Origin of the sequence: Citrobacter youngae, from assembly GCF_003818115.1 — a bacterium.
In the GTDB taxonomy this organism is placed as follows: domain Bacteria; phylum Pseudomonadota; class Gammaproteobacteria; order Enterobacterales; family Enterobacteriaceae; genus Citrobacter; species Citrobacter youngae.
Map to the genome: position 1 here is coordinate 16,352 of NZ_RPOI01000018.1, position 16,063 is coordinate 32,414.

Annotated in this window: 14 protein-coding genes and 1 other RNA gene; 1 reads left to right on the forward strand and 14 read right to left on the reverse strand. The window is 49.8% G+C overall.

From position 1 onward, the window contains the following. Positions 1-55: 55 nt before the first annotated feature. The 5 genes from fadK to EHN13_RS15850 form a co-directional block, all read right to left on the reverse strand. Complete coding sequence (gene fadK, locus EHN13_RS15830) at positions 56-1,693, reverse strand: medium-chain fatty-acid--CoA ligase (protein ID WP_124021721.1); 1,638 nt, start codon at positions 1,691-1,693, stop codon at positions 56-58. Positions 1,694-1,774: 81 nt separating this feature from the next. Next, positions 1,775-2,068 (reverse strand): ferredoxin family protein, encoded by a 294-nt coding sequence (locus EHN13_RS15835; protein WP_048211858.1) that lies wholly within the window; start codon positions 2,066-2,068, stop codon positions 1,775-1,777. Further along, a complete protein-coding gene (locus tag EHN13_RS15840) occupies positions 2,065-3,354 on the reverse strand; it encodes an FAD-dependent oxidoreductase (RefSeq protein WP_124021722.1) in 1,290 nt (429 codons plus the stop codon). The genes EHN13_RS15835 and EHN13_RS15840 overlap by 4 nt, the downstream gene beginning before the upstream one ends. A 57-nt stretch (positions 3,355-3,411) precedes the next feature. Next, entirely contained in the window at positions 3,412-4,347 is a 936-nt protein-coding gene (locus EHN13_RS15845) for an electron transfer flavoprotein subunit alpha (protein WP_048211856.1), read from the reverse strand. A gap of 21 nt (positions 4,348-4,368) precedes the next feature. Continuing rightward, positions 4,369-5,133 carry an electron transfer flavoprotein gene (locus tag EHN13_RS15850; protein WP_124021723.1) on the reverse strand — a complete coding sequence of 255 codons (765 nt, stop codon included), beginning with the start codon at positions 5,131-5,133 and terminating at the stop codon, positions 4,369-4,371. A 509-nt stretch (positions 5,134-5,642) separates the two neighbouring features. Between EHN13_RS15850 and EHN13_RS15855 the strand changes: the two genes are divergently transcribed. Continuing rightward, a complete protein-coding gene (locus EHN13_RS15855; protein ID WP_124021724.1) occupies positions 5,643-6,533 on the forward strand; it encodes an AraC family transcriptional regulator in 891 nt (296 codons plus the stop codon). Positions 6,534-6,587: 54 nt separating this feature from the next. Here the strand turns inward: EHN13_RS15855 and EHN13_RS15860 are convergent, their stop codons facing one another. The 9 genes from EHN13_RS15860 to ydiK form a co-directional block, all read right to left on the reverse strand. Continuing rightward, positions 6,588-7,739 (reverse strand): acyl-CoA dehydrogenase, encoded by a 1,152-nt coding sequence (locus tag EHN13_RS15860; RefSeq protein ID WP_115643477.1) that lies wholly within the window; start codon positions 7,737-7,739, stop codon positions 6,588-6,590. A gap of 13 nt (positions 7,740-7,752) precedes the next feature. After that, entirely contained in the window at positions 7,753-9,348 is a 1,596-nt protein-coding gene (locus EHN13_RS15865; protein ID WP_101741697.1) for an acyl CoA:acetate/3-ketoacid CoA transferase, read from the reverse strand. A gap of 156 nt (positions 9,349-9,504) precedes the next feature. Further along, positions 9,505-10,263 (reverse strand): type I 3-dehydroquinate dehydratase, encoded by a 759-nt coding sequence (gene aroD / locus EHN13_RS15870; RefSeq protein WP_048211851.1) that lies wholly within the window; start codon positions 10,261-10,263, stop codon positions 9,505-9,507. Between the two features lie 34 nt (positions 10,264-10,297). Beyond that, on the reverse strand, positions 10,298-11,164 hold the full coding sequence (gene ydiB / locus EHN13_RS15875) for a quinate/shikimate dehydrogenase (RefSeq protein WP_048211850.1): 867 nt from the start codon (positions 11,162-11,164) through the stop codon (positions 10,298-10,300). 21 nt (positions 11,165-11,185) lie between these two features. Continuing rightward, positions 11,186-12,421, reverse strand: a complete 1,236-nt coding sequence (locus tag EHN13_RS15880; protein WP_061067799.1) for an MFS transporter — start codon at positions 12,419-12,421, stop codon at positions 11,186-11,188. Positions 12,422-12,663: 242 nt separating this feature from the next. Next, positions 12,664-13,884 (reverse strand): MFS transporter, encoded by a 1,221-nt coding sequence (locus EHN13_RS15885; protein ID WP_048211848.1) that lies wholly within the window; start codon positions 13,882-13,884, stop codon positions 12,664-12,666. A gap of 146 nt (positions 13,885-14,030) precedes the next feature. Continuing rightward, the gene (locus EHN13_RS15890; RefSeq protein ID WP_061067800.1) at positions 14,031-14,387 is read right to left on the reverse strand and encodes a YdiL family protein; all 357 of its coding nucleotides are present in this window, start codon (positions 14,385-14,387) and stop codon (positions 14,031-14,033) included. Positions 14,388-14,582: 195 nt separating this feature from the next. Then, positions 14,583-14,690, reverse strand: an RNA gene (gene rprA / locus EHN13_RS15895) — antisense sRNA RprA. Between the two features lie 188 nt (positions 14,691-14,878). Further along, on the reverse strand, positions 14,879-15,988 hold the full coding sequence (gene ydiK, locus EHN13_RS15900; protein WP_048211846.1) for an AI-2E family transporter YdiK: 1,110 nt from the start codon (positions 15,986-15,988) through the stop codon (positions 14,879-14,881). Positions 15,989-16,063: the final 75 nt, after the last annotated feature.

Below are 16,063 nucleotides of genomic sequence, written 5' to 3' on the forward strand. Positions count from 1 at the left end.
TCCGGCCTATTCAACGTAGGCCGGATAAGATACGCTAGCGTCGCCATCCGGCACTTTATCCTGCAACACTCTCCACGCTCAAACGCTGAATAATATCCTGACGCAGTTGGTATTTTTGTACTTTACCGGACGCTGTGCGTGGTAATTTCTCCACGATCACAATGTGCTCAGGGTATTTGTACTTTGCCACCCGCTTGCGACTAAAAAAGGCTACCACTGACTCCAGTGACAGCGAATGATGCGGCGGTTTTAGCACCACATAAGCACATGACCTTTCACCTAAGCGTTCGTCCGGCATCGCGACAACGCAGGCATCATGGATACGCGGATGCTGCAACAGAATATCCTCGACCTCGCGGCTACTGATATTTTCTCCACCGCGCACAATAATATCTTTTTTACGCCCGGTGATTTTGATGTATCCGGCATCGTCCATTCGGCATAAATCGCCGCTGTAATACCAGCCGTCATTATCCAGTGCTCGGGCGGTCAGTTCGGGTTCATCGAGATAGCCCATAAACACATTGGGCCCGCGGGAGGCCTCTTCTCCTTCCATACCCGCAGGCAACGTGTTACGTGCCTCATCGACGACTTTAATTTCCACGCCGGCTGCGGCATATCCGTCGGTGTTCATCATGCGGGAAAGCGAATCATCCAGATTGACCACCGCGTGCGGCGAGCTTTCTGTTGAGCCATAGACGCTTAAAAGTTTAATGCCGAGCAGCTGACAATCGCGGGCTATTTTTTTCGGAATAGTGGTGCCGCCGCATAAGAAAAAGCGTAACGACGAGAGATCGTAGGGATGTTTTTCCACGCTACACAGCATGTCATAGACGAACGGTGTGGCGCCGAGTACGCAGGTACAGCGCTGCTGTACCAGTAATTCGAGACAGGCGGCTGGAGTAAAAATATCCAGCAGTACGCTGCGTGCGCCAATTAAAAACGGTGCGGTCACGCCATGTAAAAAACCGGTAGCATGGCCAAGTGGCGCGGGCATTAAAAATACATCCAGCCAGGTAAGATTAAGACGGGCACAATAGGCGCGTTCACTGGCCAGGATGTTGTTGTGGGTCAGCATTACCCCTTTGGGCATCCCCTCTGTTCCGGAGGTAAACAGCACCGCAGCCAGCTCATCGGCATGCACACTAATTGGCTGGGTTAATGGTGGTGATAAAAGGAGCTGGCTGAGTGCCAGTGAGTCTGTCGCGGGTGCCAGCTTATCGACGGCAACAATCTGTTGCAGATGCGGCAGCTGGTTTTGCAAGGGCAGGATCAGATCTACCGGCCGGGTTTGTTTAAACAGCGTAGGTGCGAAAAAAATCTTTGCCTTGCATTTGTTCAGTACCCATACCAGCTCGGCTTCGCGCCAGGCAGGAAGTAGTGGTACGGAAACCGCTCCGGTTTTCAGACAGGCCAGATAGATAAGGGTAAATTCACACCAGCCGGGCAGTTGAAAGGCGACGCGGTCACCTGGCTGGATTCCGCAGGCTAACAACCAGGTCGCCAGACGGCTGGCCGCGCTGTCGAGCGCGGCGTAGGTGTATGAATCGCCGTGATTATCGACCACAGCGATTTTGTCCGGCATCGCCTGGGCTGTTTGGCTCCAGTAATCACCCAGCGATGCATCCCCCCAAAACCCTTGTTGTCGATAAGCTTCCCGACGTTCGGCATTAAACGTTAATGTGACACTCATGAGTTATTCCCTGGATAATTTCGGTACACATCCTGCCGAATAACAGATGTGCTGTATCCGGCGTGCAACAGGCGATACGTGTTAGCCGTAACGGAAATCCACACCAAATGTCCCAACCGGGTATTCCCATTGTTCGAGGATAGTGGAGCCGCACAGAACCCTGCAGGTACCACATTCCAGGCAGCCTGCGGAATCAAAATGAATATTTCCACTTTCGTCCTGCTTATACAGTCCAGCAGGACAGGCTTTCAGCAGTTTGCGAAATTCTTTCATGTCAGGATGTTCGGTAAGGATGATGTGCGGATGCCCCTCATCGACATTGAATTTATTAACGCCCAGTTTGACGTCAACATTTACGGTGTTGTCCTGACTCATAGTGCGGTTGCTCCCTTGATGCCGTCTTTCAGTAGGTTCATCAGCCCAATCTGCTTCGCGTGGGATAAAATGGTCTTGCGAATTGGCTGGTTTGGGCTGCCATCAACGGTGAACATATCGCTCATGATATCGGCCACCATGCGCGGGTATTGGGTAAACAAACGGGGGTTTTCCATTAGCGCGGGGATCTTACGGAAATGCTGTAAATCACGCATCACACAACCCTGTGCAAGGGCGCGTTTGTAGTCCATCAGGCTGTTGGCGGAGAAATCCTGACGTTCTTTCGCTGCAATGGCGGTTTTGGCCGCAGCCTCTGCTGAAGCAATCGCCAAATCCATGCCACGCACGGTGTAACCCAGGTTCAGACAAAAACCGGCGGCGTCGCCGACTATCATCACACCGTCATCAACCAGCTTCGGTACCATCGCCAGGCCGCCTTCCGGCACCATGTGTGCGGAATACTCCAGCAATTCACCGCCGGCGATCAGTGGGCGAATAGTAGGGTGCTGTTTAAAATCTTCCAACATTTGCGGAATGCTTTTTGTCGCATGCCCGATATTGCCCAGACCACATACCAGTCCCAGAGAGACGGAGTCTTTGTTGGTATACAGGAAACCTCCGCCCATCAGGCCATTAGATGGCGAACCGGCAAACAACCAGGCGGCACCTTCATTTCCTGACAGATTAAAACGATCTGCAATGACTGCTGGCGGCAGGCCGATCAGTTCTTTTACGCCAACGGCATAATGATGTGCCGAAGAAGGCGGTACCATTCCCAGTGAACGTCCCAGCATGGAATTGACGCCATCAGCAAGGATAACGATATTGGCTTCCAGGATATCGTCACCCGCCTGCACGCCAGTGACTTTGTTGCCTTCCCGGATCAGGGAATCGACGCGAACGCCCGGAATAAACTGAGCCCCGGCCTGTTCGGCTTTTTCCATCAACCAGGGATCGAGCCTGTTGCGCAATACAGTATATGAGTCCTGCGCTGGGGTATTGTCTTTTTCACGGTGGAAATCGAGAGTGACAGCACTTTCTTCCGTCAGGAAAGAGATTTTTTCGCGGGTCACTTTCCGTTCGACAGGGGCTTCCTCTGCAAAGCCGGGCATAATGTGCTTCAGGCTATGCGTGTAGAGTCGTCCTCCGGTCATGTTTTTGCTGCCGGCACTGTTTCCGCGCTCAATAACCAGCACGTCCAGCCCGGCCTGGGCCATCACGTAACCTGCTACCGCACCCGCCACGCCAGCACCGACCACAATGGCATCAAATTTTTCATCTGACATGTTCTTTGCTCCTTTCCCGCTGCGAATGCAGCGGGATATGTGCGTTAAATGTGGCCGTTAGCGACTGAGCTGTTCGATAAGGGCCGGGACGACTTTGTAAATGTCACCAACCAGACCGTAATCGGCGTAGTTGAAGATCGGGGCTTTTTTATCTTTATTGATGGCGACTATGATCTTCGCGCCGTTCCCGCCGACCATATGTTGAATTTGCCCTGAAATGCCCAACGTCAGGTACAGATCTGATTTCAACAGCACGCCGGAAACGCCAATATAGCGCTCGCGCTCCATCCAGTTTTCACCTTCGGCAATAGGGCGTGAACAACCCACTTCGGCACCCAGAACGGCGGCAAGATTGCGTACCATCTGCAGGTCGCTCTCGGCCACCAGGCCACGACCGACGCCAACCACGCGTTTGGCTTTGCTGAGATCGACACTGCTGAGAGATTTGGCGCGACGTTCCTGGCAAACAATCTCATGAAGTGGCGTGATATAAGGTGCTGAGATGACAGGGCAAGTGTGCGCAGGATTGGTTTCTGCTGGTTCAAACATACCAGGGGCAAGCGTGATAATCGCCAGCGCGCTATTCAGTTTTTCTTTACCGAATGCCAGACCGCCATACATACGGTGTTCTGCAAACAGCGCACCTGCATCGAGAGTGACCGATGTGGCGTCGTTTACCATCGCCGCATTGAGTTGCATGCTTAACCGCGCGCCCAGTGATTTTGTGCGTTTAGACGCAGGCATCAGCAACAGGCCGGTGTGCGTTTGCAGTAAGGCTGAGACAGTCTCGGCGTAGTTTTCAACACGCTGCAGTTCACTGGCGTGTTCGAGCACGATGATGTCATCGGCACCCAGCGCTTTCACCTGATCGGCCTGTTCGTTGCCCTGCACAATAAGGTGTACCTGCTCGCCCCACTGGCGGGCGGCGGTCATTAATTCCGCATAGCGTTCTACGTTATCGCTAAACACCCATACGTTGGCTAATTTACTCATGATGATTGTTCTCCGTTGGGCTTAGTTCAGGGCTTTTTTCAGATGTTCGGCCAGTTCGGCAATGGCTTCTGCTGAGTCATTTTCCAGAATGATGTGCTTACGTTCTGTCTGCGGTGGAACGCTAAGGCTGACTAATTCCGCCAGCGGTGACGCTGGCGTCCAGCCAATATCGCTGGCCTGCCAGGGGGTGACGGGTTTTTTGCCGGCACCAAGAATAGCTTTCATTGCCGGAATCCGCGGTGTATTGATATCCGAGGTCACGCAAATTACTGCCGGGAGCGGCAGGTCAATGACTTCGACTTCATCTTCAAGGGTTCGCTCAACCAGAATGCGGTCGCCGTTACGTTGGATGTTGCTTACCGCGTTAACCACAGGAAGCTGCAGGAGCTCACCTACCAGTAAACCGACCTGTTGTGCGTAGACATCGCCGGACCCTTCCCCGAACAGCATCAGATCGAATTTAATGTTTTTAGCCGCATAAGCCAGCGCCTGGGCGGTATCGCGCGGCAGCGCATGCTCCAGCTGAGGGTCCTGCACCATAAACAGGCTATCCGGACCGCGGGACAGCACGTCTTTACGTACTTTAGAGTTTTGCAACAAGGAGCCGCCCACGGTTAAGGCGACAATCTCATCGCCTTCGGCGGTAAGTTGTGTGGCGGCTTCAATCGCATTCAGATCAAATTGACTGATTTTGGCATCGGCCCGATCAAAGTTAAGCGAGCGCTCTGGGGTAATAACAATGTCCTGTTCTTCAGGCACCAACTTAAAGCAGGTTATTATTTTCATGGCATCTCCAGTGAGTCACGTTCGGATGATGACGAAGTGCGTCATTATCGGCAGTAGGGAAAATTTGACTGAAAATAGTGTGCGGCAGAGTGGGGCCTGTTTTCGACGGGGCAATCTGTTTTCATTCCCAACAATCTTGCAGAAAAATGTGCAACGGCGATGCGGAGTTTCTAAGCGAGGAGTAAAAGTTGTGTACGCAAGGTTACACCGTGAAAACAGTAAACGAGGGTGTAATTGAGAAATGCATCCTATTTTTAAGCGATATCTGCCCGCATTTGTTTCTGATATGTAAATCGTTAATGTTGAATTAATAACATTTATTCTTTTCAATTAGTATAAAACGTAAATAACGCACGCTAACAGTGTTCCTGGACAAGAAGTGTCATCTTGCAGACGGCGCAAATAATTTTGTTTCGCTTGGATAGAATATCGTTGTATAACGTGGTTAATCGTTATCATTTAACACTATTAATTTTCCGCACATTTACCATCTAAAGGTGGAGGCTGTCATGTATCAACGATGTTTTGATAATGCCATGGAAACCCTTTTTGAGCAGGGGAAGACCCCCAGATTTTCGCGATTCGTCATCAGTGATGATCCTAACTGGGAGTCGGGCCACCATGTGCATGACAATGAAACCGAACTTATCTATGTCAAAAAAGGTGTCGCGCGCTTAATTATTGATTCTTCACTGTATGTCGCTCACGCCGGGGATATTGTGGTGATAGAACAAGGACGGTTACATGCTGTCGCCTCGGATAGCAACGCACCTGCCACAACCTACACCTGTGCACTGTACGGTTTTCGCTTCAATGGTTGGCAGGATAACCAGCTGTTGCAGTTACACTCGTGTCCGGTCATCAGTGTCGGCCAGGGAAAGGAGGTTATTAAGAGTATTTTTAATGAACTGAGTATTATGATACCGCAGTGTAAAAATAATCTGTCATCCTCTGCTTATGATGCCTTTGCCTACGCATTAACCGTCTTGTATTACGAAAACTTTAAAAATGCTTATCGTTCGGAGCAGGGGTATATTAAAAAAGACGTGTTAATTAAAGATGTTCTGGTGTATTTGAATAACAACTTTCGCGAAAAAATCACACTCGAGCAGTTGTCGAAAAAATTTCGCGCCAGTGTGAGTTATATTTGTCACGAATTCACTAAAGAGTATCGTATTTCGCCGATTAATTATGTTATTCAGCGACGGATGACGGAGGCAAAATTTTCGCTGACGAATACGGAAGCGTCGTTAGCGGAAATCTCGTGGCGGGTGGGGTATGAAAATGTTGATCACTTTGCCAAACTCTTCCAGCGACACGTAGGCTGTACTCCCAGCGATTATCGTAAGCAGTTTAAAAATAATCTGACTGAGCAGGAATGCCTGCAGCCGGAAATCTGATTTTCTGGCGTAAGTCCGGATAGCGTTTATCCGCTATCCGGATGATAGTACGGCTTACTTGTTTTGATAATCTTTCAGGATCTGACGTCCGGCGACGTAGATCATGATTTCATCGGTGCCACCGCCAATGCGTTCGCAGCGTACATCACGCCAGAACCGGGATACCCGGGCTTCATCGGTATAACCCAGACCACCCATTATCTGAATCGCGTCGTCGATAACTTCCATTGCTGTGCGCGCGCAGTACAGTTTTGCCAGCGCCGCGCTGGTACGCAGTGATTGTTCCTGATCGGCCTGCCAGGCGACTTTCAATACCATATTGCGCATGTTTTCGATTTTAACCGCCATCAGCGCCAGTTTTTCCTGGATCATCTGGTTGTGGCCAATCGGTTTACCAAAGGCGATACGCTGGTTGGCGTAACGTGCGGCATCCTCGAAAGCGCATTCGGCAAAGCCGGTGCTGCGTGCTGCGTTGATCAGTCTCTCCATTTCGAAGTTGTACATCACGTTGAGGAAGCCCATACCCTCTTCGCCGACCATATCACTTTCGTCAACTTCAACGTCATCAAGATAGACTTCGCAGGTACTTAACATGTGCCAGCCGATTTTGTGCAGCGGATTAACTTTGATGCCGGGTTTCTTCGCATCCACCCACCACAGGGTAAAGGCTTTCTTCGGATCTTTCGGCTCAGGATCGCGAGCCAGAACCAGCATATACGGGTACTCTTTGGCACCGGTAATAAAGGTTTTTTGCCCGTTAAGGTACACCTTGCCGTTTTTGCGGGTGTAGCTGGTGGTGGCGCTGTTGTTATCTGAGCCAGCTCCCGGTTCGGTTAACGCCAGCGCATAGGCCGGATCGCCCGTTTCCATGGTGCTTTCAGCGGTTTTACGTAGCTGCTCCGCGGAGCCAAAACGGCGCATACTGTGGATACACTGGCCGTTAGTGATCAGAAAGGCAGGCGCACCGCATTTTGAGACTTCCATCAGCGCCAGCATTTGCGTGACGTAATCTGCCGGAATGCCACCGAACTCTTCCGGCACGCCCAGCATCGAAATACCGTTATCCGCAAGCGCGCGCATAAATTCTTTAGGGTAGGTGGAGGTCTGATCGCAGGTGCGGAAATATTCTTCCGGGAAATTACTGGTGATCAGTTCCCGAATGCTGGCAAGCAGCAGCTCTTGTTCTTCAGTTAATGAAAAGTCCATCAGGGTACTCCTTTTAATTGGCGGCGTCGGGCAAAACAAAACCCATCGTGGCATCGATAAATAATCTTTCGTCCATCAGTTTCAGGTCTGGAGAAATAACGGGGGTGAATTCCATTTTGTCCAGAATGTCTTCTTGTAAAGAAACACCTGGGGCAATTTCCACTAAATGGAGGCCATCTTCTTTTAACGTAAATACGGCGCGTTCGGTGATGTAACGCACATCCAGTCCACGTTCGAGGGCAATTTTTCCACTGAAGGTGATTTCAGGTAATTCGCTAACGAATTTCTTCACCCGACCTTCCTGCACGATATTCAATTTGCCGTCGGCAACATCTGTTTTCAGACTTCCGGCTGTCAGGGTGCCGCAGAAAATAATTTTCTTCGAGGTGGCGCTGATATCAATAAAACCGCCAGTGCCCATGATCTTGCCATTGAATTTATGCACACCGACGTTGCCGTGCTGATCGACTTCGGCGAAACTTAAATAGCACACATCCAGACCGCCACCGTGGTAGAAGTCAAACTGGGAGGTCATATCCAGAATAGCGCGGGTATTGACGTTGGCCCCAAAAGCGATGCCCTGCGAGGTAATACCGCCGATTGGCCCGGTTTCAACCGTCAGTATGAAGTCATCGGCGCAGCCTTCTTCACGCGCAACGAGACCAATACCATCGGCAATTCCTACGCCAACGTTACCCACTGCACCTTTGCGCATTTCGAACAGCGCACGTCTGGCCACCAGTTTACGTTGGTTAAGCGGCAGGGCAGTTTGCAGGCTGTCATCAAGGATGAAATCGCCTGAAATAAAACGGTTAACCGGCGCTCCGCCATACAACTGAGTCTGTTCTGGATCGATAACGACGATATCCACCAGATAGCCAGGGATCCGCACGGCTTTAGGGTGCAGTGTGGCTTTCTTCACCATTTTTTGTACCTGCATCATGACGATGCCGCCGTTGTTATGCACGGCCTGCGCGATGACCAGCGCATCGAGATACATCACTTCATCTTCAAAGGTGGCGTAGCCTTCGCTATCACAGGTGGTGGCGCGAATAAAGGCGATATTCGGCGCAATGGCTTTGTAGTAGAGATACTCTTTGTTATCAATTTCTACCAGTTTGATCAGATCTTCGGTGGTCACTTCATTGAGTTTGCCACCTTGTTGGCGGGGATCGACAAACGTGCCAATGCCGATATCACTCAAAATACCTGGCTGATGGGCCGCAGAGGCACGCAGGGTTTGAGTTAATACGCCTTGTGGATAGTTGTAGGCGGCTATTTTATTTTGTTCCGCGAGGTCGGATATCCGTGGGGATTGTCCCCAGTGACCGCACAACGCCCATTTAACTAAACCTTCCTGTGCCAGTGGACTAATACCCCGGTCTGCACGGTCGCCCAGTCCTGTCGGGCTAATTAGCGACAAATTACGTGGGGATTGGCTATTTTTATATTTCTCGGCTAGTGCATTAATTAATGTTGTGGCTTCAAGTATCCCACCGCCAGCGCCTAATACGCAGAGTGTGGCTTCATCCGGAATATAATCAATTGCGTCAGCTGCAGATAATACCGGTACCCGACCATTTAAGCGTGTTGGTCTTGAAAGTTTCATATAAACTCCAGGTTATATTCGTGCGAATGCCTATCGCTATATTCGATAATAGTATTTTGCGTTATTTGAAAATATTTAATCGTCTGCCAGATATTCGTGGTAAAACGAATATCTGGGGCAGGGCGTTATTTATTGCAATTTAAAAATATTGGGCTATTAAGCCTGGTGTAATATTGTCAGAACGGTACGTAGATCGGTTACGGAGATTTGTCCTGGGGCCGAGGCTTTTTTCACCGCACCAAACGTCGCCGCTGAGCCGAAAACTTCGCCGGACAGTCGTGAGATCACACCGGTTTTCGCCATTGACATGGTAATAATTGGGCGGTCGGCGTAGCGTTCCTGCATTTCCAGCGTTGCGCTAAGCAATGTCAGCACATCCGCTTTGCTTTGCGGCATCAACGCGATTTTGGGAATATCTGCACCAAGTTCCTGCATTTTACGCAGTCGCTGGACAATATCATCGGCTGCTGGTGTCTTGTGAAAATCATGATTCGACATAATAACGAAGACATTTTTTGCGTGCGCATGCTCGACGGTCGCTTTAACCAGTTCATCACCGGTGAAAAGCTCCAGGTCGATCATATCTACCAGACCGCTGTCCACTGCTGCGCGGTTTAATGCAATATAGTTTTCGACGGACAGAGCCTGTTCACCCCCTTCTTTGGCACTACGGAAGGTGAACAGCAACGGTTTATCCGCCATCACATCACGGATCGCACGTGCGGCTTCCAGTACTGCGTCAATGGAAGCGACATCTGCGAAATGGTCAACACGCCATTCCAGGATGTCGAAATCCGCTTCGCGATAGGCCAGTGCTTCGCTTTTTACCGTTGAGATGTCTTTACCCATCAGTGAGACAATGATCTTCGGCGCACCCTCGCCAATCACGAGGTTTCTTACGGTTACGGTTTTCATTGATTACCCTTTAACTATTCACAAATACTGCCCATCAGGCTGCAAAACCCATAACCTGTTTGACATACTCCAGCGGGAAATCTTTCCCGGTCCAGAGCTTGAACTGCTCAGCCCCTTGCCACAACAACATGCCGTAACCATCAATCGTTTTGCAACCGGCATGTTGTGCCTGTTGCAACAACCTGGTCATATGCGGGTTATACACGCATTCGGTCACCAGCAGTTCCGGGCGAAGCAGGGAAACGTCGGTCACAATAGATTCGTTATCCAGCGGTTTCATGCCGACTTTCGTGCCGTTGGTCAAAATATCCGCGCTGGCGAGTGCCTCGGCAAATGCCTGTCGATCGGCAAGGTCGATCACGGTGACAACGCAGTCGGTGTTTTCATTAACACGTTTAGCGAATGCCTGCGCCTTTTCAAAGAACTCATCTTTACGGTTAAAGATCTTAATTTCTTTGATGCCTTCAATGGCTGCCTGAGCGCCAATGGCTGTAGACGCGCCGCCCGCGCCCAACAGTACCATGGTTTTACCTTTAATATCGAAGCCGCTTTCTTTAATCGCGCGAATATGGCCGGTGCCGTCGGTGTTGTAACCACGCAGGTAGCCATCATCATTAACGATGGTGTTGATTGCGCCAACCAGTTTGGCGGCAGGTGTTAATTCATCAACATATTCACAGGCCAACTGTTTATTGGGCATAGATACCCCGGTGCCGCGCATTTTTAACGCTTTTAAACCAGCAATTGCATTAGCAAACGTTGAGTTATCGACTTCAAATGCCATGTAGGTAAAAGGCAGACCCGCTTTTTCTAATGCTTTATTTTGCATTTCAGGGGACAGACTGTGTCTGATAGGGTAGGCCATCAGACCAATCAGTTCATATTTTGCAGTTACGTCCATTTGATACTCCTTCTAAACAATTTATTGAAAATAACGTTCGCCCAACCGCACATCATTTTGGGGGATATCAAATACGCGGTAATAGCGAATAAAGACGATGATGGCGGTGATGAATGCCAGCAGAGCAAATGCAAGGTCCAGCAAAATGATGTATTGCAGGCCGATGTTAGAAAGGTATCCGGTGATCAGTGGGATAATAAAGTTGGCTACACCACCCATCATCATATAAACACTGGTGACTTTGGCTTTGCTCTTCGGGAAAAACTCTGACATCACCGAGACACCGAGCTGTAAAATACCGCCAGCAGCAGAAAAGCCAATCAGAAACGAACCTGCGTTACAAACCAGCGGAGAGGGATACAAATAAATGACCGCAGCGGTAATGCTTGCCAGACCAGCGTTAAAAACGTTAGCCCAAATGGGGCGAACCATTTTCTTCAGGAGGGCAGCAAAGATGAATACGCAGACCAGCGATCCCATGCTGTAGTAAGAGATGGTTTTTAGTGCGTCAGTTTCCGCCATGCCAGCAAATGCCATGGCATATTTCGGCATCCAGACCACGATGACATAAAAGGTTGAGAATGCGGCAACCCCAAACAGCACGGAAGCGACACCTTCCAGCCAGACCAGGGGTTTACTGTTCATCTGTGGCAGATCTTTGGCGAGACCCGCGTCCACCATCTGGCTGGGAAAGCGACTTTTTAACAGCATCAGGGTGATGACCACGAACAGTACACCCGGGATGATGACCGCATAGCCGTACCAGACATGGTTGAGCAGCATGGTGCTGACGACGATGGGGTAAATCATCTGGCCAAACGACACCATGGCTTTAACCAGAATAACCGCCGAGCCGGATGCTTTGGGGAAACATTCCATTAACGCCGGATAACCGCCGGTATCCAGCGCTGAATTCGCTACGCCAACGCATACAGCCAGAATAAAGGCAATCATCAGATTGGGGCTGGCGGGAATACCGAAGAAGAACAGCATATATAGAATAACGCCTAACAGAATGATAGCCCGACGACCGAACTTATCTGAGAGAACGCCAAAGAATAAAATACTGACCAGTCGACCAAGACCAATGCCGGAAATTAGATAGGCAATCCCTGCATTATCGGTTGAAAACTTTTCAGCCAGGGAGGTCATGTTTTGCGCCAGTGTGATGACGCTAATACCGTGTAAAAAATAACTTAAATAAATACAGGTTATCGCCAGAAGAAATGGCGTGTTAAAGGTCTTTTTCTGAGACATTTTTTCACAACTCCTTGCGGATTTTAAAATTATTCTGTGCTCGTCGGTGTAGTTTAAATTTCGGCGACCTTGTGATTAATATACCGGGCAGTAGTTATTGTACCTACATAGCATGGCGTTTAAGTTACCAGGTATATTGCATATCAAACTGTGAAACCTAATTCGTCAGGCCGACGTTTTGCCGTTATTTTAAAAATACGTCCAATTATTTTGCAGAAGAGGGGAACAATATTGCACCCGCGTTATTGTGCGAGTGGTGCCATGTTTAACTGACGCTTTGCTGCAAGCCGGCTGCGATAACCAATAAACAGTGCCAACAGGAAACCGAACGCAGCGATACCCGCATCAAACCACATGATGTGCGCAATACTGGTTTCGGAGAGCCTGGCGGTAATCAGTGGGATCGTGAAGGTCGCGATACTGCCCGCGCTGTAGTAAATACCGGTAGCTTTACCTTTCGCCTGCGGGAAGCGAGCGGCCATTAGCGTTAGACCGATTTGCACGACGCCTCCGGCTGATGAGAACCCGATGACAAAGGCGAATGTAATCACGACCCAGGTCGTTGGATGCAGGCAAACTGCCAGCAGCGCGACAAAGGAGATAAAGGTGTACAGCATCAACAGAGACGTGGCACGACCCGCTTTTCTCGCCAGGGGAGCAGTAATGAATACGCACAGCAGCGAACCACAGGTGTAAATACTTAACAGCTTGATAGATAACGTATACGGCATACCGGCGACAAACTGACCATACTGTGCCAGCCACTGGCTAACCAGATAAAATGTGGCCATCGAGATATAGCCATACAGGGTGTAACTCCCCAGATCGAGAAGGGAACAACCATGCTTCGGCTGAATAGGTTCCTGTAAAGAGGATGATGGCATGATGGAATGCTTCGGCCCCGGATGTGCAGGGAAGCGGCAGCGAAACAAAAATATGCCGTTGACCGCCATAATTCCCGCCGCCAGCAAGAAAGACCAGCCAAACCAGAGTTCAGCCCACACCAGCAGGCTGATAACCATCGGCAACAGAAACTGGCCGCTGGACACAAAGGCTTTAATCAGGATATTGGCGGTGCCGGGTGAACGGGGGAAGGCTTCCATCAGGCTGGGGTAGGTTCCGGCATCAAGAAAACTGTTTGCCATTCCCGCTAAAAAACCAAAGGCGTAGGCAATCACAATGCTGTGAGTATTGATGATGCCAAAAAAGAAGATGAGGTAGCAGATCATGCCAAAAATGATAAACGGTCTGCGCCCATAGCGATCGGACAGCATGCCTGCAACTAATAAGACGCTTAACCGACCGATACCAAGGGAGGAGATGACAATCGAGACCCCCGCTGCATTGGTTTGCCACTGCTGTTCAAGTGAGGACATATTGAGGGACATCAGAATGACCCCCATACCGTGTACCAGGTAATTAAGGTACAGCCCTATCGCAGTAGAGAAATAGGTGTTTTTCATAATGTGTTACTCGGCGAAGAGGCTAAATGGATGTTGTATTTTGTGTCGCGTAGGGCGTGTTAGCCCAAATAGTATGCAGACTGCGCGTGAGCGAGGGCATAATGTCGGGTGCCCGTGTTGCAACGTAGTGCTGGCGTTATGACCGCCTAACACAAACGCTCGAGGTTGTGTGCATAGAGTTCCACTGCAGCAGATTGGTAGATTTTCCAGTCGAGAAAATTGTCGTGGTGATAAACTGCCTGAAAAGAAACCAGATCGGGGAAAAAACGCATCGTGTTATTACCGATACGATTATTTATTTTTTCGATGATCGCGTTAATTCTTAACTTTCTCTTTGCTTTCATTTCTGCACAAATGCGCGCGATGTTTTCCGGGATTTCTTTTTCCCCACTTTCCCATTGTTGCCAGGCAACAATGTCGCCATCACGCGCGATATACGCGGCGCTTTCTTCTACCGTCATAGCAAAAATATGGCGGATAGCCTGCAATTCTAATGCGTTCATTATTTGATCACTTAATAAAAGACGGTGGAATAGTAATAGCATTGTTGTGGATATTTCGGCTTGAAGAGAGTCACAGTATCTTGTGCAATATTATTTGTTATTAATCTGTGAAGTTGGTGCATTTGGCGTGAGAGTGAAATAAAACAATTGGCTAGCTGATGTGATGTAGGCCGTGATGGGACGTGGAAATGCAGGATAAAAAAAAGCCCACCGTGGGAGATGGGCAAAGACTACACACAGCAATTCGTTGTTTCACTCAGGGGATTTCCATGCTTATAAATCAATGTGTTGATCTAAAGCCTTGGGGTAATAGTAGGCATGCTGGTTTTTCACGTCGATCAGATTCATCTCAATAGTTTAAAAACTGTAAAGAATTTGCGACATAAATGAGTACTCCCACAGGGCTGGGGCTGGGGCTGGTTCGGGGAGCTGCGATGTATTTATCAGCAATAGTAAACAATCAGGCGGCAATGTTGCCGCCTGATGTTGTATTACTTATTGCTTTCGATTTCAGCGATTTCTTCGAGAATTTTATCCGGGTCAGTGCCCGGTGCAGGGGCTTCATTGACCCATGCGGAGAACAGGCGCCATGAAACAGCCAGTACCACTGGGCCGATAAACAGACCAATCATACCGAATGCAATCAACCCGCCGATAACCCCGGAAAGAATAAGGATCAACGGCAAATCAGCCCCCATACGGATCAGCATGGGACGAATAACGTTATCCAGTGTTCCGACCACGCCACTCCACACCAACAGCACCGTGCCCCAGGTAGAATCACCTGTCCAGTAAAGCCAGATAATGGCCGGAATCAGCACCGGTAAAGGCCCCAGTTGCACCAGACAGGAGAGGATCATCAACACCGCCAGTAGCGTCGCGTAAGGTACCCCCGTTACCGCCAGACCAATACCGCCGAGGACGGCCTGTACCAGCGCGGTGACGACCACGCCTAATGCAACCGCACGAATGGCCTGTGCTGCCAACAGGATTGCCGCGTCACCGCGTTTTGATGCAAGACGGCAGGCGAAGTGGCGAATGCCTAGCGCTACCTGCTCACCGCGCCAGTACAGCAGGGCGCTGAATAGCAACATCAAGCCACAGTGCATCATAAAGCGGCCAATATGTGCGGCCTGACCAACAAACCAGGTGGTTGTGGTACCGATATAGGGACGAACCTTAGCCATGATAGCCGAACCGCCCATATCCAACAGGCTGTGCCATGCGCCATAGAGTTTGGCACCCACCAGAGGAATACTGTTTAACCACGCCAGATCCGGCAGCGTCATATCACCGGCGGTAACGGCATGAATCAGGGGACCACTGCCATCAACGATGCTGTTGACCAACAGAGCGATAGGAATAATAAATAACAGAACTAACAACAGGGTCATCACCAGCACGGCCAGCGAACGGCGTCCCCACAGCAATTTTTGTATACGTATCAGGATGGGCCAGGTCGCAATGACCACCGTACCTGCCCAGGCAAAACCGAGGATAAAGGGTTGCACAATCCAGAGACAGGCCACAATCATGATGGCTAAAAACAGCACCGATAGCAGCACTTGTGCAATATCCCTGGGCTGACGGAAATTTACCATAAATACTTTTCACCTTTGTCTTTGCGTCAGAACGTTGACGCGACGTGAACACGTTAATCACACTCTATAATGATG